The sequence below is a fragment of the Pseudomonas sp. MHK4 genome (assembly GCF_054600775.1).
Genome location: NZ_BAAIAK010000002.1, coordinates 481691 through 502679, shown reverse-complemented (window position 1 = coordinate 502679; position 20989 = coordinate 481691). Strand labels below are relative to the sequence as shown.

General features: G+C 62.1%; 20 protein-coding genes and 2 pseudogenes. 18 read left to right on the top strand and 4 right to left on the bottom strand.

Going from position 1 to position 20989, the window contains the following annotated elements; translation table 11 throughout:
- Positions 1-78: 78 nt before the first annotated feature.
- From ACYP2Q_RS07225 to ACYP2Q_RS07215, 3 genes are read right to left on the bottom strand one after another with little or no spacing between them, the layout of a single operon-like run.
- The gene (locus ACYP2Q_RS07225; RefSeq protein ID WP_459729873.1) at positions 79-1242 is read right to left on the bottom strand and encodes a lipase family protein; all 1164 of its coding nucleotides are present in this window, start codon (positions 1240-1242) and stop codon (positions 79-81) included.
- The gene (locus ACYP2Q_RS07220) at positions 1229-2497 is read right to left on the bottom strand and encodes an LssY C-terminal domain-containing protein (protein WP_459729872.1); all 1269 of its coding nucleotides are present in this window, start codon (positions 2495-2497) and stop codon (positions 1229-1231) included. Before ACYP2Q_RS07220 ends, ACYP2Q_RS07225 begins: the two co-directional genes overlap by 14 nt.
- Complete coding sequence (locus ACYP2Q_RS07215; protein ID WP_459729871.1) at positions 2494-3786, bottom strand: LssY C-terminal domain-containing protein; 1293 nt, start codon at positions 3784-3786, stop codon at positions 2494-2496. Before ACYP2Q_RS07215 ends, ACYP2Q_RS07220 begins: the two co-directional genes overlap by 4 nt.
- A 427-nt stretch (positions 3787-4213) precedes the next feature.
- Here ACYP2Q_RS07215 and ACYP2Q_RS07210 point away from each other — a divergent pair.
- A pseudogene (locus tag ACYP2Q_RS07210) lies at positions 4214-4378 on the top strand (acyl dehydratase); the annotation flags it as partial.
- Between the two features lie 14 nt (positions 4379-4392).
- On the opposite strand, the pseudogene ACYP2Q_RS07205 reads toward ACYP2Q_RS07210, so the two are convergent.
- Positions 4393-4467: pseudogene (locus tag ACYP2Q_RS07205) on the bottom strand (hypothetical protein); the annotation flags it as partial.
- Positions 4468-4687: 220 nt separating this feature from the next.
- On the opposite strand from ACYP2Q_RS07205, the gene ACYP2Q_RS07200 reads away from it, so the two are divergent.
- The 17 genes from ACYP2Q_RS07200 to ACYP2Q_RS07120 all read left to right on the top strand — a co-directional run bounded on the left by ACYP2Q_RS07200 (position 4688) and on the right by ACYP2Q_RS07120 (position 20973).
- Positions 4688-5143: a GNAT family N-acetyltransferase gene (locus tag ACYP2Q_RS07200; RefSeq protein WP_459729870.1), complete on the top strand. Its 456-nt coding sequence runs from the start codon at positions 4688-4690 to the stop codon at positions 5141-5143.
- Positions 5144-5542: 399 nt separating this feature from the next.
- Entirely contained in the window at positions 5543-6379 is an 837-nt protein-coding gene (locus ACYP2Q_RS07195) for an ABC transporter ATP-binding protein (RefSeq protein ID WP_459730090.1), read from the top strand.
- A 37-nt stretch (positions 6380-6416) separates the two neighbouring features.
- Positions 6417-7418 carry an ABC transporter substrate-binding protein gene (locus ACYP2Q_RS07190; protein ID WP_459729869.1) on the top strand — a complete coding sequence of 334 codons (1002 nt, stop codon included), beginning with the start codon at positions 6417-6419 and terminating at the stop codon, positions 7416-7418.
- 28 nt (positions 7419-7446) lie between these two features.
- Complete coding sequence (locus ACYP2Q_RS07185) at positions 7447-8223, top strand: ABC transporter permease (RefSeq protein ID WP_459729868.1); 777 nt, start codon at positions 7447-7449, stop codon at positions 8221-8223.
- Positions 8220-8987, top strand: coding sequence for an SDR family oxidoreductase (locus ACYP2Q_RS07180; protein ID WP_459729867.1), 768 nt, complete (start codon positions 8220-8222; stop codon positions 8985-8987). The genes ACYP2Q_RS07185 and ACYP2Q_RS07180 overlap by 4 nt, the downstream gene beginning before the upstream one ends.
- A 19-nt stretch (positions 8988-9006) precedes the next feature.
- Positions 9007-9546: a cupin domain-containing protein gene (locus ACYP2Q_RS07175; protein ID WP_459729866.1), complete on the top strand. Its 540-nt coding sequence runs from the start codon at positions 9007-9009 to the stop codon at positions 9544-9546.
- 4 nt (positions 9547-9550) lie between these two features.
- Positions 9551-10435, top strand: coding sequence for an alpha/beta fold hydrolase (locus tag ACYP2Q_RS07170; RefSeq protein ID WP_459729865.1), 885 nt, complete (start codon positions 9551-9553; stop codon positions 10433-10435).
- Entirely contained in the window at positions 10432-11268 is an 837-nt protein-coding gene (locus ACYP2Q_RS07165) for an IclR family transcriptional regulator (protein ID WP_008054905.1), read from the top strand. The genes ACYP2Q_RS07170 and ACYP2Q_RS07165 overlap by 4 nt, the downstream gene beginning before the upstream one ends.
- A gap of 1 nt (position 11269) precedes the next feature.
- The gene (locus ACYP2Q_RS07160) at positions 11270-12067 is read left to right on the top strand and encodes an SDR family oxidoreductase (RefSeq protein WP_459729864.1); all 798 of its coding nucleotides are present in this window, start codon (positions 11270-11272) and stop codon (positions 12065-12067) included.
- On the top strand, positions 12060-13742 hold the full coding sequence (locus tag ACYP2Q_RS07155; RefSeq protein ID WP_459729863.1) for a thiamine pyrophosphate-binding protein: 1683 nt from the start codon (positions 12060-12062) through the stop codon (positions 13740-13742). Before ACYP2Q_RS07160 ends, ACYP2Q_RS07155 begins: the two co-directional genes overlap by 8 nt.
- Before the next feature lie 10 nt (positions 13743-13752).
- Complete coding sequence (locus ACYP2Q_RS07150; RefSeq protein ID WP_459729862.1) at positions 13753-14556, top strand: aspartate dehydrogenase; 804 nt, start codon at positions 13753-13755, stop codon at positions 14554-14556.
- A gap of 9 nt (positions 14557-14565) precedes the next feature.
- Entirely contained in the window at positions 14566-16062 is a 1497-nt protein-coding gene (locus tag ACYP2Q_RS07145; RefSeq protein ID WP_459729861.1) for an aldehyde dehydrogenase, read from the top strand.
- Positions 16059-17039 carry a VOC family protein gene (locus ACYP2Q_RS07140; RefSeq protein WP_459729860.1) on the top strand — a complete coding sequence of 327 codons (981 nt, stop codon included), beginning with the start codon at positions 16059-16061 and terminating at the stop codon, positions 17037-17039. The genes ACYP2Q_RS07145 and ACYP2Q_RS07140 overlap by 4 nt, the downstream gene beginning before the upstream one ends.
- Before the next feature lies 1 nt (position 17040).
- The gene (locus tag ACYP2Q_RS07135; RefSeq protein ID WP_459729859.1) at positions 17041-17268 is read left to right on the top strand and encodes a recombinase-like helix-turn-helix domain-containing protein; all 228 of its coding nucleotides are present in this window, start codon (positions 17041-17043) and stop codon (positions 17266-17268) included.
- 21 nt (positions 17269-17289) lie between these two features.
- Positions 17290-18324 (top strand): Rieske 2Fe-2S domain-containing protein, encoded by a 1035-nt coding sequence (locus ACYP2Q_RS07130; RefSeq protein ID WP_459729858.1) that lies wholly within the window; start codon positions 17290-17292, stop codon positions 18322-18324.
- A 68-nt stretch (positions 18325-18392) separates the two neighbouring features.
- A complete protein-coding gene (locus tag ACYP2Q_RS07125) occupies positions 18393-19352 on the top strand; it encodes a PDR/VanB family oxidoreductase (protein WP_459729857.1) in 960 nt (319 codons plus the stop codon).
- A gap of 391 nt (positions 19353-19743) precedes the next feature.
- Positions 19744-20973, top strand: coding sequence for a hypothetical protein (locus tag ACYP2Q_RS07120; protein WP_459729856.1), 1230 nt, complete (start codon positions 19744-19746; stop codon positions 20971-20973).
- Positions 20974-20989: the final 16 nt, after the last annotated feature.

The following is a 20989-nucleotide window of genomic DNA, read 5'->3' as shown; positions in this document are numbered from 1 at the left end:
GATAACATTTTCAAACAGGGATTATTTTTCTCATCGCCGTTACAAAGGGCAATGATGTCAAACAGACATTGTTGGTATTTACTTAATGCTCAAATGCTCAGATGCCGCCAGATCCTCTTCGACGAAGCGCAGCATCGCCTCCGCCAGCGCCTCGCGCGGATAGGCATTCTGTGTCACCAACAGTGATCCGAGGGTCGAATGCGTTCGGGCGATCGGCACTGCCAGTGCCCAATGATCGGCGTTGATATAGCCCATGAGGCGGCTGCCCGGCACTATCTGATCGTAGAAGATCACTTGGCTGTCGTTACGGGCATCGATCTGCGCCAGCTTGTTGTAACTCGATTTCAGTATGGCCGAGATGTGATCCGGCTGCGGGAAGGTAACGAGCGAATAGTAGTTCAGATCGGACGGCAGCCGGTGCTGCGCCAGCCAGTTCTTGCGCGTTGCGGGTCGCAGGCTGTCGATCGCGCCACCGTCACCCGAATCGCAGGTCGCACCGGGAAAGTGCCGCAACAGGTCCGCCTGGTATTGCTCGGCATCGTTGGCCAGCGCCGAGCCGCCGACCGAGCCGGCTGCGCTGACCACTGCCGCCACGCGGCCGCGGATTTCCGGGTAATTGACCATCGCTTCGAGAATATCGGGCGCGCCCTTCGAATAGCCGATCAGGACGAGGCGCGGCGGGCCGGCTTCGGCTGGCATCGCCATGATCGCGTCGCGTATTTGCCGAGCGTTCCTTGCGGAACTCGATAAGGCGTCGACCTTCATCTGCACCAGGTCATAGCCGAACTGACGCAGATGAACCGCTACGCTGCCGGGCGCTTGCAGCCATTGCTCGAAGCATTCGTAGCCGACGCCGGCCACCATAGCGCCGATCAGACGGCGTTTCGATTGACCAAGATCGACGGGTTTGCCAGTGCCAGCAGGTTCGCTACCGACGCGCGTCAGTGCCTCCTCGCAAGGGCGGCTATCGGGCAGGTCGCGTCCTCGCGTGTCGAGGATCGAGCAAAAAATCTCGCGAAAGCGCCCCCGCTTGTCCTGCACGCCGGCCTGCGACGCAGGGACCAGCACCAGCGGCGGTGTGTCCGGCGAGTAGGCCATCAGCGGCGCGGGTGCGCAGGCGGTGAGCGCATGGAAGCCTGCGATCATCAACCATGCCATGCCCGCGCTGCGCAACAATGGGTAGGCACCGCACAAACGGCCGGCCGAGTCATCCGGCCTGCCGAACAGGTCACTTGCGGGCATCGTCGACCTCCTTGCGTGCAGGCGATTGGCGCCAATCCAGATACGGTTCCCAATCGAGCATCTGCACCTGCGACAGGCTGAGCGGCCGCGTCGCAAAGAACATGACCGCACGCAGACCGTCGCTGAAGTAATGGGCGCCACTGAACGTCGTTCGCGGTTGTGCCTGGGACGCGGGACCGACACCGGTGACGAACCCGAGCTTGTCCAGGCCGGCCGAATACATCATGTCCTGGATCAGCAAATTTCTCGCCTCATCGACGTCCTCATGCAAGACGAGGTCTTGCGCCTCGCGCGGTGCAAAGCGTCCGCCGGTCGGTCTTGCGACCTGCGCGAGATACACGGAGTGACCGTCGAAGCGCATTGGCATGATCCACACACGCACCCAGGTCGCCGGCGCTCCAGCTTGCGATTGCTTGCGAACCACGGCATCGGGCATGCGGCCAAATGCACGTTCGGCCGCATCCGCGGGGTGCGTGGAACGCCGGTAGCCACGACGCACAAATGCGGTGGCGATATCGGCGAACTCGCCGACGAGAATCACATTGAACGGATCGCCGTTCGCCCTGCCGTTCGCATCAGTGGCGCAGCAGGGAAGGCGCTCCAACGCGGAACGCAACGCGCTCAGATCGTCATAGTCCTTGATCTCGGAACCGTGATGCTGGAACAAGCCTTCGGCAAACCATTTTTCCCCGGCATCGTCCGGCACCCGCAAGAAGAGGGAGAATGGGACCAGCGTCTTTCTCTGCAGCAAATCGATATTCAGCAGCCGCGTAGCGCGCTCCGGGTTGATGAACAGCAAGCCCGCTTTCGTTTCGCCTGGCAGGACGGGATTCTTGAAGCCCAGTTGGTCCAGGTGGTCATTGATGCGCGCGTTCGCTGCCGGGGCGAATATCCCGTGCATGGACCAGGCGACTTCGAGTGGAGAGAAATAATCGGGATCGGTTCCCGGCCGCAGCAACATGAGAGGATCGGCAGACTGGTTCTGGACTTCGACCCACACGGGCTGCACGCGCGTCCTGTCCAATTCCACCCCCAGCATGCGCCGCCTGTCTTCGGCACTGAGCACGGCGGCGCTGACGCGTATCTCGTGACTGGTGGCCGTCTGCGCACGCTCACGCAGTCCGCTGGTATTGAAATCGGCAGGCGCCTGCCAGGTCGAACAAGCAACGGCGAGCGCAAGAATCGCTGCACAACCCAGGGGGCACAAGCAGCGCATTGCACATCGCAGAGTATCCCCCGACGGCAAGCAGCTCATGGCTTGATCCGCCCCGGTGATTGTCCGCCATTCTCGTAGATGCCCTGTGACAGAAAGAATTCGATTTGCGCCAGGGAGGTGTGCGTGTGATCGAAGACCAGGACACAGCGCAGCCCATCCGTGTAGTAAGGATCGGTTGTCAGGTTCTCGCGCGGCGCGCTCTTGGGCGCAGCCCCCACCCCCTTCACAAAGCCGAATTTGGCCAGGGTCACTGAATACGCCATATCCTGTGTCAGGGCACTGCGCGCTTCGTCGACGTCAGGGTCGATCTTGTGTGTCGTCAGCGTCGCGGTATGCACGGTCATCCGGCTGCCGATATCGCGGCTGATCTGTCCGACCCACACCTGCTTGCCGTGATATTGCATGGGACTGAGCCACAGCCTCAGGTGATTGCGCTGGTGGACGTTGTCACGCGCCTTTTGCAAGGCAAGGTCCTGAGGTCGCCCGAACAGATAGAGATCGCTCACTGGCGCATAGGGATAGCGCTCGCCGGAAAGCGCCGAATTGACCACTTTCATGATCGACCCCGACCACTTTTCCTCGGTTCCACGCCAGCCGCGACGTGCGAAGGCGGGGAAGGCATCATCGAGCCCGCCGACGACCACCAGGTTCAGCGGATCGCCGTTGCTGGAACCTTCCTCGTTGGTGACGCAGCACGGCAGCGCCTCCAGCGCCGCCTGGAAACTGGCGTCATCCGTGTAGTTCACAATGTCCTGGGGTGGATAGATGCCCTGCCTGAACACTTCGCTGATGTGGTAATCGGTGCGCAGGCCCGGCACGATGGCCAGGACAGAAAAATGCCTGGTCCGCCCGTCTGCCACCAGATCGAGGTTAACGAACTTGAATCCCTCGTCGAGATGGGTCAACACGAAGCCGGAGGTTGTCGCGCCAGGTGCGACAGGGTTGTGGAAGGCCAGCCGACGAAAGTGCCGATCAAGCGCTGTCCGCTCGTCCTGCGGAGCGCCCGGAAAAAATGCTTCGGCCGCCTCGGATGCAGGGAAGAAGTTTGGATCGACGCCCGGCGAAAGCAGATAGTAGGCGCGGTCTTCCCGGTTTTTGATTTCGACCCAGACTGGCTGTATCGATCTATTCGCCAGAGGCACGCCGTAGACCGCCTCGCTTTCCGCGGCCGACAGTACCGCGGTCGACACGCGCAAGCCGCCATCGCTGCGCGTCACGGCGCGGCTCTTGTAGTCAAGGCTCGTCGTTGGCGCAGGCTTTGAGGCGCAGCCGGCGAGCGCAGCTGCGATGGCCGTTGCTGAGAGAACGTGTCTCACCATGCGATGCATCGCGTAACCTCATCAACTGAGCCTTACCAATCTTCGCTGGCGCGCCTGCATTATCCGTGGCTACTACGGACATTGGTTTTTACGTCGCTAGCTTTTAATCAGGAACCGCCCCGGGAATTGCGCAGGCTTTTGGGGTGAGTCTCGCCGCCATGGAAGAATAGTCGAACTATCGATAGCAGGCCGCTTCGGCCTCTGCAGGAGATACGTCACCGATGGCTCCAGCGCCGTTGATGCTCGCCCTTTCCCGCCCCGCCCCTCTCGGCACGCGTTCACGACAGGTAGAAAACGGCCAAAAGCGGTCGCTCGGGGTCAGCCGTTTCTCGGGGGCTGCGATGATCATCATCGCGCTGGTGCTACTGATTGAACAGATGCGGGGGTGATCCCCTTGGGCGAGATGTGGCTTATTTTTTAGTCGCAGCCCGTTGCACGTGGTCATGCAAAAGCCGAAGTCAGGATACTCAATGCACAGGGCATCACGGTGCTGGAGGCGACGACGACTGGCGTCCTGCCCGGAGCCGAGGAGCGTGACCGCCTTAAGCAAATGCTTGCTGAAGGCGATCACACTAACGGAGCTGTCGTGACCATGACTTGATGTCCTGGGATCGCCAGGTAACGACTGATACTCGATTCAATTTCTTCCATTCGCCGCTTCAGTTTGGTGCTGGTGAAATTGCGGTCGCGATCGTCCCCAGAGCGAGCACGAAGGATATGGCGCATGCCTTTACCGCCGAAGAATCACGCGCCTATCCATGTTGACCTCATTCGTCGCGGCAGAGTCCATCGGCGATGCGCCCATACGTCAGTAGATTCGGCAGCCAAACCGAGCTTCGTCAAGGAACTCACTCGCCAGTAACGCCACATCTCTTTACGATCAGGGAATCCCACGCAAGGAACCACCTGAATGGACTGCCTGATTCGAAACGCAATGAATGCAGATGCCCCGGCCATCAGTCGGATCATCATTGGCACCCTGCGCGAGTCCAATGCCCGGGACTATTCATCCGCAATCATCGATCAGGTGGAGCAAAGCTTTTCGCCACCGGCGATCCTTGATTTGTTGGCCCGCCGCCAGGTGTTTGTAGCAACCACTGACAGCCATATCGTCGCAACAGCCAGTCTTGATCGAGACGTTGTCCGAAGCGTGTTCGTCGACCCGGCCTATCAAGGGAAAGGTATTGGAAGACAACTGATGGCGATGATGGAATCGATCGCCATCAAAGAAGGCGTCAGCCTGCTGCGTGTGCCCTCTTCGATTACTGCAGAAGGTTTTTACGCTGCACTTGGCTTCAAAAAGATCCGCGACGAATTTCACGGACCAGAGCGCACGCTCATCATGGCGAAGTCGTTGGAGCCCTAGCTATGCGTTTGCGAGATGTAGCTTTGGTTCGATAACGGTACTACTCACAATCCTCATTAATAACAACGGGCGCCTCCATGGGCCCTTTTCCCTTCCAGCACACTCCGTTTCACATATAAAACAAATTCGCTGTTTCCCCGCCCTCAGCGTTACCTGAAAAAGCACCGTCTGCTCGCAAATCCCCGAACCTCGCACGATCGATGTGCAATTTCGTGCCATACAAGAAACCACGTTTCATATATGAAACGCAGATAAATTTCAAAATATCGCCTAAGTCATTATTTTTAAACGATTTTTAAACAAAATAACGACCCAACTCCTGCCTGGCATTGTTCATGCACTAAACGCCGTATCACCTATAAAACAGACCAGAGACCCTTCCCAATGGCTGTGAAAGAGATGTACGCCGTCGCCCCGCAATGGAACACACCCGCTCCCAAGGAAGAACTGGAGCCCACCGAGATTGAATTCCGCAATGTCGGCAAATGTTTCCCGGCCAAGGGAAAACCCGAAGCGCCGTTCGCCATTCGCGGGGTCAACTTCAAGATTCGCCGTGGTGAAGTGGTGTCGATCATCGGCCCTTCCGGTTGTGGCAAGAGCACCATCCTCAATATGGGTTCCGGTCTCTACCGGCCTTCCGAAGGCGAAGTGTTCGTCGGCGGTGAAGCCGTCACCGGCCCGGTTCGCCAGGTTGCCTTCATGCTGCAAAAAGACCTGTTGATGCCGTGGCGCAGCATTCGCCGCAACGTTGAACTGGGCCTGGAAATTCAAGGCGTGGCGGCCGCCAAACGGCAGGCCGTAGCGCAAGATCTGCTCAATCGTTGCCACCTGCAAGGCTTTGCCGATCACTACCCGTTCCAGCTGTCGGGCGGCATGCGCCAGCGCGCTGCCCTGGCCCGGACCCTGGCCATCGACCCGCAAGTGCTGTTCCTCGACGAGCCTTTCTCGGCGCTGGATGCGCAGACCAAGATGATCCTGCAACAGGACATGGCGCGGATGCTGTTCGACGAAAAGAAAACCGCGCTGTTCATTACCCATGACCTGATCGAAGGCATCGCCATGTCTGACCGGCTGCTGGTCATGAGCGCCCGCCCCGGCACCATCGTCGAAGAAATCAACATCGACCTGCCGTTTCGCGACAACCCGCTGGAGCGCCGCAAGCTGCCGGAGATCGGCCCGCTGGTGGGTCGCCTGATGGAGCTGCTGCAAGTCAGCGAACACACCGAACTGCATTGATCACGCCTGTAGGCCCGCAACCGATTGAGGAGTACGCATGTTCAAGTCTCTGTTTCAACGCTTCAGCCAGGTCACCGCCATCGCGCTCGGCCTGGGCATGGCTTGCGCCGCCCAGGCGCAGTCGACCGACGTGACCTACCTGTTGCCGGCGCCACCGAACCTGCCGGCGTTTGCCCCGTGGATCATCGCGCAGCAGAAGGGTTACTACGCCGCGCAAAACCTGAACATGACCTTCATCGCGGCCAAGGGCGGTGTGGACGTGGCGAAACAGATCGGTGCCGGTAACGCCATGCTCGGCGGCGCCCTGGGCGATACCCCGATCGTGGTGCGGGCCAACGGGATTCCGGTGCGCGCGGTCGCGGTGCTGGGTGCCGGCGGCGTGACCATGATTGCCACCAATGCCGCGCAAAACATCAATTCCATCAGCGATCTCAAGGGCAAGACCATGACGGTGATGTCCTACTCGGACACCACCTACTACGCCCTGCTCGCCTCCCTGCGTAAAGCCGGCCTGAGCAAGAACGATGTGAACATCCAGGCGGCCGGCCCGGCCGGTGTCTGGCAATTGTTCTCGGCCAACAAAGCCGAGGCAATGGCCGCCGTGCCGGATTGGGTGGTTAACGCCGAAGAAGCCGGGTTGAAGATCAAGCTGATACCGCAAGCGCAGATTTTCGAAAGCATGGCCCAGTCGATCCTCGCCTCCGACGACGCGATCAAGAACCACCCGCAGATCGTTCGCGGCGCGGTCCAGGCAACGCTGCAGGGCATGCGCGACATCATTGCCGACCCACGGGCTGCCGCCGTGACCTTTGCCAAGGCGGTTCCCGCCTATGCCGGCAAGGAAGATTCGCTGGAGAAAATCTTCAAGCTCTACGTCGAGCATGTCTACGCCAACCAGACCGTATTGGGCCGCATCGATCCGGCGCGACTCGAAGCGGTCCGCCAGTTCTATGTCAGCGAAGGCATCGTCACCCAGGAGCCCAAGCTCGACGACCTGTACACCAACCAGTTCATCGACACCCAAACAGCCGCGCAATGACGGCCAGTGACAACAAGGTAACGACACGATGAAAAACCTCAATAACTCCATGCTCGGCAGCGTCGCCCTGCTGATCCTGTTCCTGGTGCTCTGGCAGTGGGGCCCGGGATTGCTCGGCATGCCCGAATTCGTCATGCCGCAACTGAGCCGCGTGGCCCAGGAAAGCCTGGTGATGTGGCACAGCGGCGGCCTGTGGCAACACACCCTGATCACCGCCTTCGAAATCATCGTCGGCTTTGGCCTCGGTGCCCTGCTCGGCGTGGTGATCGGCGTGTCGCTGGGCCTCTCGCCCGCCGCCGAGGCCATGCTGTCGCCGTACATCCTGGCGCTGCAGATCGCCCCGAAAGTCGCGTTCGCCCCGCTGTTCGTCATGTGGCTGGGCTACACCATCTACCCGAAGATTTTGATCGCCATCCTGATCGTGTTCTTTCCGGTAATGATCAACGTGCTGTCGGCGATCCGCACCGTGGACCCGGACATGATCAACCTGGTGCGGACCATGAACGCCAGCCGCTGGCAGATCTTCCGCCTGGTGGAGTTCCCCTCGGCCATGGCCGCGCTGTTCTCCGGCCTGCGCATCGCTTCGACCCTGGCCGTCATCGGCGTCACCGTCGGTGAACTGGTCGGCGGTAACCAGGGCCTGGGCTTCCTGCTGGTCGATGCCGAAGGCCAGGGCAATACCGCGGGCGTGTTCGTCGCCATCGTCATGCTCACCCTGATCGGTGTACTCGCCTACGGCGCGGTGGTCTGGAGCGAAAAACGCGTCCTGCACTACATGCCCAAAGCCATGTTGAGTACCCAATGATGACCACCTTCAATCGCTTGCTCGAAGGCCGCCGCGTGCTCGTCACCGGTGGCGCCCGCGGGCTGGGCTACGCCTTTGCCCAGGCTATCGGCCGCGCCGGTGCCCAAGTGGTGATCGCCGACATCCTCGCCGAACGCGTGCAGCAATCGGCGGCCGAACTGGTCGCTGAAGGCCTGGACGTGCATGGCGTCACGGTCGACCTGGCGCAGCCGGATTCGATCGATGCCTGCATCGCACAAACCACCCGTTTGTTGGGTGGGCTCGACGGCCTGGTGAACAACGCCTCGATCACCAATTCTGGCGGCAAGACCTGCGAAGAGCTGACCCTGGACACCTGGGACCAGGTGATGCAGGTCAACGTGCGCGGCACCTGGTTGATGACCAAGGCGTGCCTGCCAGCCCTGCGCGCCAGCGGCCAGGGCGCCATCGTCAACCTGGCGTCCGACACCCCGCTGTGGGGCGCGCCGAACCTGCTGGCGTATGTCGCGAGCAAGGGCGCAATCATCGCCATGACCCGCAGCCTGGCCCGCGAACTGGGAGCCGACAACATCACGGTCAACGCCATCGCGCCCGGCCTGGTGCTGGTCGAGGCCACGGCCTATGTGCCCGAGGCGCGCCACCGTTTGTACAACGACCAGCGGGCCATCCAGCGCCCACAACTTCCCGAAGACGTCAGCGGCGCCGTGCTGTTCGCGCTGTCCGACCTCGCCCGCTTCATCACTGGACAAACCTTGCCGGTCAACGGCGGGTTCGTCATGCCTTGACTTTGATCTGGAGACAGCCATGACCGATTTATCAGCACAGCAACCTACCCCGAAGAGCTGGGAACAGCCCGCCGGCAGCGACCTTGAAAGCTGGATGAACACCCGCATCGCCCGCTACGAAACCCGCAAGTACGACTGGAACGCCTTGAAGTTCCAGGCCGACTACGACCCGAAATTCCGCCGCGCGCAAATGCGCTACATCGGCACCGGTGGCACCGGCGTGACCTCGGACATGAACACCATCCCGTCGGAGAACTTCACGTTCTCGACCATGGTGATCCCGGCCGGCCACGAAGGCCCGCCGCACCTGCACACCGACGTCGAAGAAGTGTTCTTCGTGCTGCGCGGCAAACTCAAGGTGGTGATCGAGAAGGACGGCGAGCGTTTCGAAACCATCCTCACCGACCGCGACGTGATTTCCGTGCCGCCCGGCGTGTACCGCGAAGAGATCAACATCGGCGATGAAGACGCGTTGATGTGCGTGATGCTCGGCGCGAAAAAACCGCTGACCCCGACCTACCCGCCAGAACACCCCCTGGCCTCGATCAAGCGCGGATAAACCCATGTCGCACGCCATCGATCATCACGCTCCGTCGCTCACCGCCGATCTCCAGGCGCAGCTGGCCCTGCACTTCCCGCAGCGCCTGCTTGAGCTCGCCGGTGCTCGCCAGGCCTTTCGCGAATGCGGAAGCGGGCCGGCCATTGTGTTGTTGCACGGGATCGGCTCGGGCTCGGCGTCGTGGTTGCAGGTGGCGCAGGAACTGGGCCGCAGCGCCCGGGTGATCGCCTGGGACGCGCCTGGCTACGGCGACTCCACACCACTGCGAGCCCTGGCTCCGGATGCGTCGGATTATGCCGAACGGCTGCTGCAGATGCTCGATGCCCTGGGCATCCAGCGCTGCGTGCTGGTGGGGCACTCGCTCGGGGCGATTACCGCGGTCGCCTTCGCCAGCGGCGTGCAGCAACAGCGCATCAGCCGCCTGGTGCTGATCAGCCCGGCCCAGGGCTACGGCCATCCATCGCGCGCCGTGCAGCGCCAGCAAGTGCGCGACAAACGCCTGCGCGCCCTGGAACAACTGGGCATTCAACAGATGGCCGAGCAACGCAGTGCCTACATGCTCTCCCCCGCTGCCAGCCCTCAGGCCCAGGCCTGGGTGCAGTGGAACATGGCGCGGCTCAAGCCAGATGGTTATCGCCAGGCCATAGAACTGCTGTGCGGCGAGGACCTGCTGCGCCATGCACCGTTGACGATGCCCTGCGAAGTGCATTGCGGCGACGCCGACGGCATCACCGCTCCCGACAGTTGCCAGACCCTGGCCAAGGCCCTGGGCGGCACGTTCGAGCTTATCAACGATGCCGGGCATGCCAGCCCCATCGAACAACCTTGTGTGGTGGCGGGCCGCCTGGCCCTCGCCATCGAAGAATCCCTGACAGGTGCATCGCTATGAACGATTCAGATCTGCTGAAGGACGCTCAGGACAAATACATCGTGCCAGGGCTGGAGCGCGGCTTGCTGCTGCTGTGCGAATTCAGCCGGCGCAACCGCACGCTGACCGCGCCGGAATTGGCCCGGCGCTTGTCGCTGCCGCGCTCGACCATCTTTCGTCTGCTGACGACGCTGGAAACCATGGGCTTCGTCACCCGCAGCGGCAACGAATACCGCCTCGGCATGTCGGTGCTGCGCCTGGGTTTCGAGTACCTCGCCTCACTGGAACTGACCGAGCTCGGCCAGCCGCTGCTGGCCCGCTTGTGCGACCGCCTCAACTACCCGAGCAACCTGGTGGTGCGCGACGGCCGCTCGATCGTCTATGTGGCCAAGGTGTCGCCGCCGTCGGTGTTCTCCAGCGCGGTGAATGTCGGCACACGCCTGCCCGCCCACGCCACCGTCCTCGGGCGCATCCTGCTCGAAGACCTGTCGCTGGCCGAGTTGCGCGAGCTGTACCCGGAAGATCACCTGGAACAGTTCTCGCCGTGCACGCCGAAGACCGTGATGGAGCTGTTCGACATGGTCCAGGCCGACCGCCAACGCGGATTTGTCAGCGGCGAAGGCTTCTTCGAGTCAGCGATTTCCTCGGTGGCCGCGCCGGTGCGCGATCAATCCGGGCAGATCGTCGCGGCGCTGGGCGTGACCATTCCGACCACCCAGATCGCCCACGTCAACTTCAACGAATTGCTCCTGCAAGTACGTCGTAGCGCCGACGAACTGTCGCGGTTGCTCGACTACAACAGCGCGACCGGCCACGACGGCCACAACCGCGTAACGGCGCTGATGAGGGATTGAGATGAGTCTCTATCAACTGCAAGACAGCACCGCGATTGTCACCGGTGGGTCATCGGGCATCGGCCTGGCCTGCGTCGAGCTGCTGCTCGAAGCCGGCGCGGCCGTGGCCTTCTGCGGGCGTGACGAAGATCGCCTGCGCGGCGCTGAAGAAAAACTACGTCAACGCTTTCCACAGGCGCGCTTGTTGGCCCAGGTCTGCAACGTCCTCGATGCCGACTCGGTCAACGCCTTCGCCGCCGCCAGTCTTGCCGCATTGGGACCGGCCAGCGTGCTGATCAACAACGCCGGGCAAGGTCGCGTATCGACCTTCGCCGACACCACCGACAGCGCCTGGACCGAAGAACTGAACCTGAAGTTCTTCTCGGTGATCAATCCGGTCCGTGCCTTCAAGACACAGCTGCAAGGCCAGGCGAATGCCGCCATCGTCTGCGTCAATTCGCTGCTGGCCAGCCAGCCGGAACCGCACATGGTCGCCACCTCGGCCGCGCGCGCCGGGGTGATGAACCTGGTGCGCTCGATGGCCACCGAATTTGCCGTCGATGGCATTCGGGTCAACGGCATCCTCATTGGCCTGGTCGAGTCCGGGCAATGGCGCCGACGTTTCGAAGCCCGCGAAGAACGGGATCTGGACTGGAGCCAATGGACCGCCCAGCTGGCACAACGCAAACACATTCCCTTGGGGCGCCTGGGCCTGCCGATCGAAGCGGCCCGCGCAATCCTGTTCCTGGCCTCGCCTCTGTCGGCTTACACCACAGGCAGCCATATCGATGTTTCTGGAGGCCTGTCCCGCCATGCGTAATGAAAATACTGTCACCGTTGGCGCTGCCATCACCGCGTTTCTCGAGCAATGCGAGGTCAAGGCCGCGTTCGGTGTGATCTCGATCCACAACATGCCGATCCTCGATGCGTTCGCCGTGCGCGGCAACATCCGTTTTGTCATGGCCCGCGGTGAAGCCGGCGCGACCAACATGGCCGACGCCTATGCCCGCACCACCGGGGGCCTGGGTGTGTGCCTGACGTCCACCGGCACCGCGGCGGGTAACGCTGCGGGGGCGATGGTCGAAGCGCTGACCGCCGGCACACCGCTGCTGCACATCACCGGTCAGATCGAAACGCCGTACCTGGATCAGGAGTTCGCCTACATCCACGAAGCCCGCGATCAGTTGACCATGCTCAAGGCGGTGTCGAAGGCGGCGTTCCGCGTGCGCAGCGTCGAAACCGCACTCAGCACCCTGAAGCTGGCCGTGCAGACCGCCCTGACCGCGCCGACCGGTCCGGTCAGCGTGGAAATCCCGATCGACATCCAGTCGACGTTCATCCCGATGCCGACCGACCTGTCGCCGCTGCCGATTCCGGTGGCCGTGCCTGCACCGGAAGCGCTGGACCTGGTGGCCGAGCGCCTGGCCACGGCCACCCGCCCGCTGCTGTGGCTCGGCGGCGGTGCGCGGCATGCCGGCCCGCAGGTCAAGCGCTTGCTGGACATGGGCGTCGGCGTGATCACCTCGACCCAGGGTCGCGGCGTGGTCAACGAAGACGACGAACGCTGCCTCGGTGCCTTCTCGCAAAACAAACTGGTCGAGCAGTTCCTGCAAAGCTGCGACGCCCTGCTGATCGCCGGCTCCCGCCTGCGCAGCAACGAGACCTTCAAGTACGCGCTGAAGCTGCCGCGCAATACCCTGCGCATCGACGCCAACCCGGCCATCGAAGGCCGCAGCTACAACAGCGAACTGTTCATCTGCGGTGATGCGGCGCTGGCGCTCGAAGGCCTGGCGGATCGCCTGGAAGGTCGCCTGCAGATCGACCCGACGTTCCTCGCCGAGCTCAAGCAAGTGCGGGAAAAGTCCCGCACGCAACTGATCGCCGACCTCGGCCCGTACTCGGCCATGGTCGAACAGCTGCAAGCGCTCACCGGGCGTAATTTCTCCTGGGTGCGCGACGTCACGCTGTCCAACAGCATCTGGGGCAACCGCCTGTTGACGTTGTACCACCCACGCGCCGGCGTGCATGCCTTGGGCGGTGGCATTGGCCAAGGCCTGTCGATGGGCATCGGCGCGGCGGTTGCGGCAGCGGAAACCGCGCCTGAGCGCAAGGTCTTCGCCCTGGCCGGTGACGGCGGTTTCATTCTCAACCTTGGCGAGCTGGCGACGCTGGTGCAAGAGAACGCCAACGTGGTGATCCTGCTGATGAACGATCAGCGCTACGGCGTGATCCGCAACATCCAGGACGCGGTGTACGGCAGCCGCCATTGCTACGTCGACCTGCACACTCCGGACTATTCCAAGCTGGCCGAATCGCTGAACCTGCGCCATGGCCTGGTCACCGACCTCAAGGATTTCGGCAAGGTCGTCGATGGCGCCCTCTCGCAACCCGGACCGTTCCTGCTGGAAGTCGACATGCTCAGCGTCGGCAGCTTCGCCACCCAGTTCGCCGGTCCGCCCAACAGCGAAACCAAAGCGCAGAAAGCCACGGCCTGAGGACAACGTCATGCTGCATATCACCATGATCGGCTGCGGCGCCATTGGCGTCGGCGTGCTTGAACTGCTGGAGAAAGACCCGCAGTTGTGCGTCGACTACGTCATCGCCTCGGCCGGTTCCGAAGAGCTGGTGCGCCAGCGGCTGGCCAGTTTCAAACAACCGCCGCAAGTGCTCACGGCCTTGCCGGCCGACGCGCGCCCCGACCTGCTGGTCGAGTGCGCCGGCCACAAGGCCATCGAAGAACATGTGCTGCCGGCCCTGGAACGCGGCATTGCCTGCCTGATCGTCTCGGTCGGCGCGCTGTCCGAAGTCGGCCTGGTGGAGCGCCTGGAAGCGGCCGCGGAACGCGGCCAGACCCGCATCGAATTGCTGCCCGGCGCCATCGGCGGCATCGACGCCTTGTCGGCGGCCAAGGTCGGCGGCCTGGACTCGGTGAACTACACCGGACGCAAACCGGCGCGTGCCTGGAAAAATACCCCGGCGGAACAGGCCTTCGACCTGGACAGCCTCAGCGAAGCCACGGTGATTTTCCAGGGCAGCGCCCGCGAAGCGGCCCGCCTCTACCCGAAAAACGCCAACGTCGCCGCGACCTTGTCGCTGGCCGGACTCGGTCTGGATCGCACCCATGTGACCCTGATCGCTGACCCGCTTAGCGAGGAGAACGTGCATCACTTCGAAGCCCGTGGCGCCTTTGGCGGGTTCGAGCTGAGCCTGCGTGGCAAACCGCTGCTGGCCAATCCGAAGACTTCGGCCTTGACCGTCTACAGCGTCGTCCGTGCCTTGGGCAACCACGCCCACGCGATTTCGATTTAGGGAACTGCGATGACTCTCGAACAGACTTTACCGATCTGCATTGCCGGCCAATGGCGACTCGGCCGCGGTGAGCGCTACGCCACCTGCTACCCGGCCACCGGCGAAGCCGTGGCCTGGCTCAACGCCGCCAGCGTCGAAGACGTGGAAGACGCCGTGCAAGGCGCCCACCAGGCGTTTTTGCACAGCGGCTGGGCACAGCGCAAACCCCATGAACGTGCCAGCGTGCTGTATCGCATTGCCGAGCTGATACGTGAGCGCAGCGAAGAACTGGCGCAGTTGCAGCGCCAGGACAATGGCAAGCCGATCAACGAAACCCGCGCCCTGGTGGCCAGCGCGGCCGGCACTTTCCAGTTCTTCGCTGCGGCCTGTGAAACCCTTGAGGAAACCATCACGCCGTCCCGGGGTGATTTCGTCAGCATGAGCGTCTTTGATCCGATGGGCGTGATCGCCGCGATCACACCGTGGAACTCGCCGATTGCCAGCGAAGCACAGAAAGTCGCTCCGGCCCTGGCCGCCGGCAACGCCGTGGTGATCAAGCCTGCGGAAATCACCCCGCTGATGGCCCTGCAACTGGCGCGCATCTGCGAAGACGCCGGGTTGCCCAAAGGCCTGCTCAGCGTGTTGCCGGGCAAGGGTTCGCTGCTCGGCGATGCACTGACCCGCCACCCGCTGGTCAAGCGCGTGTCGTTCACCGGTGGCACCAAGACCGGCAAACACATCGCCCACATCGCCGCTGACAAGATGATGCCGGTGTCCCTGGAACTGGGCGGCAAGTCGCCGACCATCGTCCTCGATGACGCCGACCTCGACCACGCGGTGGCCGGTGTGCTGTACGGCATCTTCAGCTCTTCGGGGGAAGCCTGCATCGCCGGTTCGCGGTTGTTTGTCGCCCGCGCACTGTACGAGCCGTTCATGGCGCGGCTGGTGGCCGCGGCGGCCGAGCTGCGCGTCGGTGATCCGGCGGACGAGCGCACGCAAATGGGCCCGCTGATCAGCGCCGCTCACCGCGAGTCGGTAGAACGTTATGTGGCACTCGGCTTGGCTGAAGGCGGCCGTTTGCTGCTCGGTGGCCAGCGTCCGAGCGGCGGTGTTTTTGATCGGGGTTTTTACTACCCGCCCACCATCCTCGAAGGTCTGAACAACAGCCAGCAAGTGTGCCAGGAGGAAATGTTCGGCCCGGTGCTGGTGGCCATGCCCTTCGATGACGAAGCGCAATTGCTGGAACAGGCCAACGACAGCCTGTACGCCCTCGCCGCCGGTATCTGGACCCGCGACTACAAGCGCGCCTGGGCCCTGGGTCGAAAAATCCAGGCCGGCACGGTGTGGATCAACACCTACAAGCAGTTCTCGATTTCCACCCCGTTCGGTGGCTGGCGCGACAGCGGCCTGGGCCGTGAAAAAGGCCGCCTGGGCATCCTGCAGTACATGGAACAGAAAAGCCTTTATTGGGGCATGAATGAACAGCCACTGGCCTGGGCCGGTGTGCAACGTGAGGTAGGGTTATGAGCGTTTTAGGCATTGATGAAGTCACCTACGGCGTCGAGGACCTGGCGACCAGCGCACGGTTCTTCAGTGACTGGGGCCTGAGCAAGGTCAGCGAACAACCTGACGAGGTGATCTTCGAAACCCTCAACGGCTGCCGCGTAGTGCTCGCCGACATCAACAAGGCCGGCCTGCCGCCGGCCATCGAGCCAGGCTCGACGGTGCGCGAAGTGGTCTGGGGCGTCGAAAGCGACGCCGACCTCAAGCTTTACAGCGAGCGCATCGCCAACGACCCGGGCTTCATCGAAGCCAACGGCCGTATCGGCTGCACCGACCCCAATGGCCTGGCGATCCGCCTGCAAGTGACGCGCAAGCGCGAACTGGACATCGAGTGCAGCGGCCATAACACCTGGCAAACCAAGGGCCGGATCAACAAGGCTGCGCCGATCTACGAACGCGCCACACCGATCGAGGTCGGGCATGTGGTGTTTTTCGTCAAGGACGTCAACGCCTGCGAAGCCTTCTATCACGAGCGTTTCGGCTTCCAGGCCTCGGACCGTTATCCGGATCGCGGCGCGTTTCTGCGCACCGCTGAAGAAGGTGGCCACCACGACCTGTTCATGCTGCAACTGCCAGCCCCGCGCGCCGGCCTGAACCACGTCGCCTTCACCGTACGCGATGTGCACGAAGTGTTCGGCGGCGGCATGCACATTTCCCGCAGCGGCTGGGCCACGGAAATCGGTCCGGGGCGCCACCCGGTGTCTTCGGCGTTCTTCTGGTACTTCAAGAACCCGGCCGGCGCGCTGGTCGAGTACTACGCCGACGAAGACCAACTGACCGGTGAATGGCAGCCACGCACCTTCGAGCCCGGTCCGACCGTCTTCGCCGAATGGGCGATTGCCGGCGGCATCGACGGCAATACCCGCCGCCAGCACAACGTCGCGGCGCCCCAGGGCAAGTTCCTGACCGACAAACCGAAATCCTCAGACGGAGGTCAATGAGATGCGCAATACCGAACCCTACCTGCACCCCCATCAGGCCCGTAAACGCCCCAATACCCAGTTCGAGGATCTGCTCGGCGACTCCATCGAGCGCGCCTTCGGCAACGGCGTGACCGAGTTGCCCGAGTTGCTCGCGCACCTGAACCTGGCCGGGCCGCCCTGCCCGCTGACCACCGGTGAGTGGACACCAGACGCCTATAAAACCCTGATGGCTCGGCTGGGCGAATGACCCGCCGGAGGTAAATAAGAAATGAACTTCAATACAACCGTCGATCCTGTAGAGCAACTCCTGGCAAACGGTCTGAAGAACCTCTGGTTCCCGGTCCTGCCTTCCGACCAACTGGGCGAGAAGCCGGTGTCGATCCGTCGACTGGGCTACAAGATTGCCCTGTGGCGCGACAATGACGGCAGCGTGCATGCCCTCGAAGACCACTGCCCGCATCGCGGCGCGCCGTTGTCCCAGGGCCCGGTGCTGGGCGACCGCCTGCAATGCCCTTACCATGGCGTCGAAGTGCGCTGCGACGGCACCGTCACCAAAGTCCCCGGCAGCCCCGGTTGCAAACTCGAAGGCAGCCGCCCGACCCGCATGTTCCACACCCGTGAAGCCGCCGGCGCGATCTTTCTCTACAACGCCGTCGAACCGCACGTTGAAAACCCACCGGAACTGGTGCTGCCCGAGCAACTGAGCTCCCCCGAGTGGAGCAGCTTCCTGTGCTACGCCGAGTGGCAAGGCGACTACCGCTATGTCATCGACAACGTCATGGACCCGATGCACGGCACTTACCTGCACAAGATGTCGCACTCCATGAGCGAAGGCGAAGCCACCGCCAAATTCGTCACCCGTGACACCGACAAGGGTTTCTTCTTCGAGAAGGAAGGCCAGCGCGGGGTGAACTTCGACTGGACCGAATTCATGGACGACAGCTGCCACTGGCTGCGCCTGGAAATTCCTTACCCGAAAACCGGTGGCCCGGGCGGCAACTTCACCATCATCGGCAGCTACACGCCGAGCAGCACCTCCTTGTCGGCAGTGTTCCACTGGCGTTGCCGGCCACTGACCGGCTGGCAGCGCGACACCTGGCGCTTCCTCTACAAGAACCGTCTGGAAGCCCGCCACTGGGCGGTGCTGGAACAGGATCGGGTGCTGCTCGAATTCATGGAACCGGACGCCAACCAGCGGGAAAACCTCTACCAGCATGACCTCGGTGTAGTGCGCCTGCGTCGCTACCTGAAAAACGCTGCCAAGGCCCAGCTTGAGCTGATCGACGCGAAGCAGTTGCCATGAAGCCGATCGTGCATCGAGTTCTGGCCGGCGCGTGTGTCGATTTGCGAACTGTCGAAAAGAGGTGACCGATGTCCCATTCCTCCCCCATCACCGCGCTTGTGCACACCTTGCGCTACGAAGCCGAAGGCATTATCAGCGTCGAGCTGCGGCCCTATGGCGACACCGTGTTCGCCCCGTTCGAAGCCGGCTCGCATATCGACCTGCACCTGCCCAACGGCCTGGTGCGCAGTTACTCGTTGCTCAACTCGCCGAGCGACCGTGGCCGCTATGTGGTCGGCATCCTGCGTGATCGCAACAGCCGTGGCGGTTCGGAATATGTGCACGGACAATTGCGGGTCGGCATGCAACTGCCGATCTCGGCGCCGCGCAACAACTTCCAGCTCGACCTGAGCGCCAGGCACAGCGTGCTGGTGGCCGGCGGTATCGGCATCACGCCGATCTACTGCATGTTCCGCCAGCTGTTGGCACTGGGCAAATCCGCCGAGCTGATCTACTGCGCCCGTTCGCGCCAGGAAGCCGCACTGGTGGAAGAACTCAGCGGCCTGAGCGCCAGGGTGGTCTACCACTTCAACGACGAAAAAGGCATGCCGCCGGACCTCAGGTCCTACCTGGCTGGCCAGCCCGACGACACGCATTTTTATTGCTGCGGCCCGACGCCGATGCTCGATGCCTTCGAAAGCACCTGCGAAGGCCTTGGCTATCCCCATGCGCACATCGAGCGTTTTGCCGCGGCTGAACTGCCACCGTCCGCAGACGCGCAGAGCAGCTACAGCGTCGAGCTGAAAAAGTCCGGCAGGACACTGTCCATCGAGCCGGGGCTGAGCTTGCTCGATGTGCTGCTCGAGGCCGGTTGTGACATCGAGCACAGCTGTCGCGAGGGCGTGTGCGGTTCGTGCGAAACACGGGTCCTGGAAGGTGATGTCGACCACCGTGACGGCGTGCTGACCAAAGCCGAACGTGCGGCGAACAAGTCCATGATGGTCTGCGTTTCGGGCTGCAAGAGCCGGCGACTGGTGCTCGACCTGTAGGTACTTTGCGCTATTTCATCCCTTGAACAGGCCGGCTTTTTAGTCGGCCTTTTTAATGCGCGAAAAGTAAAAAGCCGCACAACTAACGTGCAGTTTGGTTACCCCCTGAGCGCACTGTTTCGCAGGCAATACATAAAAACGCGTTTCCCATATAAACAATTGTTTTAAATGGATTTTTTAGTTAGCAACATGGGATTCCAGGACTGGCATGGATTCTGCTCTATCCCTGTCAGGTTCATAGGTCAGACGCCGTATTACCTACGAAACAGCCAAACAAAAACACACTGCATGACAGCAACACCTCAAGCCTTCCGTTTATTGCCACTTCCAGGGCAAGCGGGAAAGTGTTGCCGGTCACTTTGCAGTGCTCAACAGCGCAGGGGAAGTCAGCATGAAGAAGTACGTTATAGGCCTGGGACTGATCATCAGCAGCTGCGTCAGCTTCGCCGGCGAACCCGGCCCTGCCGCCCCCGAGACGTCGACCACCGGCAAGAAGCCGTTCCCGCACATTGCCTGGCGCAGCGATGACGGCCAAAGCAGCCTGGACATCGGCGGTGCCTTGCGCACCAACTACCGCGACGAGCATTGGGACACCACCGAAAACAATGGCCGGTTTCTGTTCGACACCTTCCGTATCGATGTGCAAGCGACCTACAAGAACCTCTACAGTGATGTCGGCTACTGGTTCCAGGACGACGGCAAACGTTCCATCGATCGCGGCTTCGTGGGCTATCGCCTGAACGCCAATTCCAATCTGCAAGTGGGCGCGCCGTTCAAACCGTTCGGGCTGGAACCCTACCCGCAATTCGGCTGGAGTTATCACCTGCCCTTTTTCATGGGTTACGGCGTCAGCGCCGGCACCGGCTTGAAGTACAGCTACAAGGACAAGGACTGGGACCTGCAACTGGGCTACTTCCCGCGCATGTTGCCGTCCGACATCCGCTACTCGCCGGAAGTCGGGCGCTACGCCGACCTCAAGGACAATGCCATTCCCTTCACCCAGTCGCGCCAGGACAATGAGAAACACAACCAGCTCAACGCCCGCGTCGCGCGGACCTTTGCCAACGATGGCTGGAAAACCGAACTCGGCGCATCGCTGGCCACCGCCCAACTCTACAACGCCACCACCAAGGACGACGGCGACTACTGGGCTGTCGGTATCCACGCCATCCTCAACGCCGGCCAGTGGACCGTCAGCACCCAGGGCATTCGCTACGAATACGACCCGAAAAATCCGGCAGGCGTCAGTGACAATTCAATACTGATGGGCAGCAACGGCCTGACACCCGCCTACCTGATCGCCGCCAAAGCCACCATCGCATCGCTGAACGTCGCCTACGACATCCCGACGCCGAAACTCGGACCCTTGAAGAAAATCAAACTGTACAACGACTACAGCCGCATGATGAAAGACGAGAGCGGTTGGGACGACTCGCAGATGTACACCGTGGGCGCACAGTTCCTGGCAATGCCGATCATGGCGTGGGTCGATTTCACCTGGGCAAAAAACGCCAACCCCTATGGCGGCGCGGAAAACGGCACGGGGTTTACCAATACCAGTTCGATCGGGAGTAACCAGTGGTACTACCGGACGAACGTCAATATCGGGTACTACTTCTGATTCTCTAAAACCAGAT